At 76.8% G+C, this 1,999-nt stretch carries 3 protein-coding genes; all 3 read left to right on the top strand.

The features are described from left to right. A partial coding sequence (locus HGCM_RS16355) for a molybdopterin molybdotransferase MoeA (protein ID WP_081596339.1) occupies window positions 1–986 on the top strand: 986 nt, incomplete at its 5' end. Continuing rightward, window positions 986–1,585: a GNAT family N-acetyltransferase gene (locus HGCM_RS01365; protein WP_019135103.1), complete on the top strand. Its 600-nt coding sequence runs from the start codon at window positions 986–988 to the stop codon at window positions 1,583–1,585. The genes HGCM_RS16355 and HGCM_RS01365, both read left to right, overlap by 1 nt. Before the next feature lie 87 nt (window positions 1,586–1,672). Further along, window positions 1,673–1,999: SepX/GlpR family protein (locus HGCM_RS19555; protein WP_026075174.1), on the top strand; the 327-nt coding region annotated here is incomplete at its 3' end.

Genomic DNA, 1,999 nt, shown 5'->3' with positions numbered 1-1,999 from the left:
GCGGACCGGTCCGGCTCGCGCCCGGCCAGGCCGTGCGCATCGCGTCGGGAGCGCCGCTGCCGCTCGGCGCCGACGCCGTCGTCCCGCTGGAGCACACCGACCGCGGCACCGCCCGGGTCGAGCTGCAGCGCACCGCCCTCGCAGGCGAGCACGTCCGCACCGCCGGGTCCCAGGCGCAGGCGGGGGAGACGGTGCTCGAGGCCGGCGTGCGGCTCGGCGCCCGCCAGCTCGCGCTCGCCGCGTCGCTCGGACTGAGCCGGCTGCCCGTCCACCCGTCGCCGCGCGTCGTGATCGTCTCGGTCGGCGACGAGCTCGTCGAGCCCGGCACGTCCCGCGCCGACGGAGCCGTGTTCGAGGCGAACGGCCACGCGCTCGAGGCGGCCGTGCGCGACGCCGGGGCGACGCCCGTGCGGGTCGGCATCCAGCCGGACGACCGCGGCCGCCTGCGGGAGGCGTTCGAGGACCAGCTCGTCCGTGCCGACCTGCTGCTCGTCACCGGCGGGCTCTCGGAGCTGGCCCACGACACCGTGAAGGACGTGCTCGCCCCCCTCGGAGCCGTCCGCTTCGACCAGGTGGCGATGACGCCGGGGCAGCGCTGCGGGTTCGGCGTCGTCGGCGTCGAGCTCGGCCGCGACCGTGACGTGCCGGTGTTCGCGCTCCAGGGCGACCCCGTGGCGGCGCTCGTGCAGTTCGAGGTCTTCGTCCGGCCGGCGCTGCGGCAGGTGGCCGGCCAGGGGGAGGTGTTCCGCCCGTCGGTCGCGGCGCGGGCGACCGCCGGCTGGCCGTCGCCGCCCGGGCTGCGCCAGTTCGTGCCCGCGACGGTGCTCGGCAGCCCGGAGGACGGCTACCGCGTGACGCCCGTCGGCGTCGTCGGGGCGCCGGGCGTGCGCTCGCTCGCGGGTGCGAACGCGCTCGCGGTCGTCGGCGAGCAGGACGTCGCGGTGCAGGCCGGGCAGGTCGTGCACTGCCTGGTGCTGGAGGGCTGATGGCGACCGGCTGGCCCGCCGTGCTCACCGAGGGCGACGTCACGCTGCGGCCCCTGCGCCGACGGGACCAGGACGCCTGGATGTCGCTGCGCGCGACGAACGCCGCGTGGCTGGAGCCGTGGGACGCGACGAGCCCCGTCGCGCCGACCGGCCCGCGGCCGACGTTCGGCGCGTTCGTCCGGACGCTGTCGAACCAGGCGCGCAGCGGCTCGACGCTGCCGTTCGCGGTGGACTACCAGGGCGGGCTCGTCGGGCAGATCACGGTCTCGTCCATCACCTACGGGTCCTTGCGCTCCGCGTCGATCGGCTACTGGGTGTCCCAGCACGTCGCCGGGCGCGGGATCGTGCCGACGGGTGTGGCGCTCGCGACCGACCACTGCTTCCGCGTCCTGGACCTGCACCGGGTCGAGATCAACATCCGGCCGGAGAACGGACCGTCGCTGCGCGTCGTCGAGAAGCTGGGCTTCCGCGACGAGGGCGTCCGCGAGCGGTTCCTGCACATCCAGGGCCGCTGGTGCGACCACCGGACGTTCGCCCTCACCACCGAGGAGGTGCCGGACGGGCTCCTCGCGCGCTGGCGGGCGAGCCGCTCCGCCTGAGCCCGGCGCGGGCCGACGAGGGCCGACGCGCGGCGACACGCCGCGCGGGTCCGGGGGCGCCGCAGGGCGAGCGCCTACCGTCGGTGCGTGAACGATCTCGCAGGCCCGATCGCCCTCGGGCTGGTCGGTCTGTGGATCGCCTACCTGGTGCCGCACAAGCTGCGGCACCGGCAACAGCTGCTCGAGTCCCGGGCGGACGACCGGTACTCCGCGGCACTGCGGGTGGTCGCGGTGAGCGACCGGCCCCGCGGGCGAGGCGCCGCGGAGCCGGAGCGCACGGCGGCGACACGCAGCACCTCGGGGTTGCTGACCCCGGGGACCGGTGTGCGGGTGGTCGTCACCCGCGCGAGGGGAGGTACCGCCGTGGAGCGACCCACCGCGACCCAGGACCGCGCCGCCACCGAGGCGGCCCGT

This window comes from Cellulomonas massiliensis JC225 (genome assembly GCF_000312005.1).
In the GTDB taxonomy this organism is placed as follows: domain Bacteria; phylum Actinomycetota; class Actinomycetes; order Actinomycetales; family Cellulomonadaceae; genus Cellulomonas; species Cellulomonas massiliensis.
The sequence above is the reverse complement of the archived record's forward strand: the minus strand, read 5'-3'. Positions and strand labels throughout refer to the sequence as shown.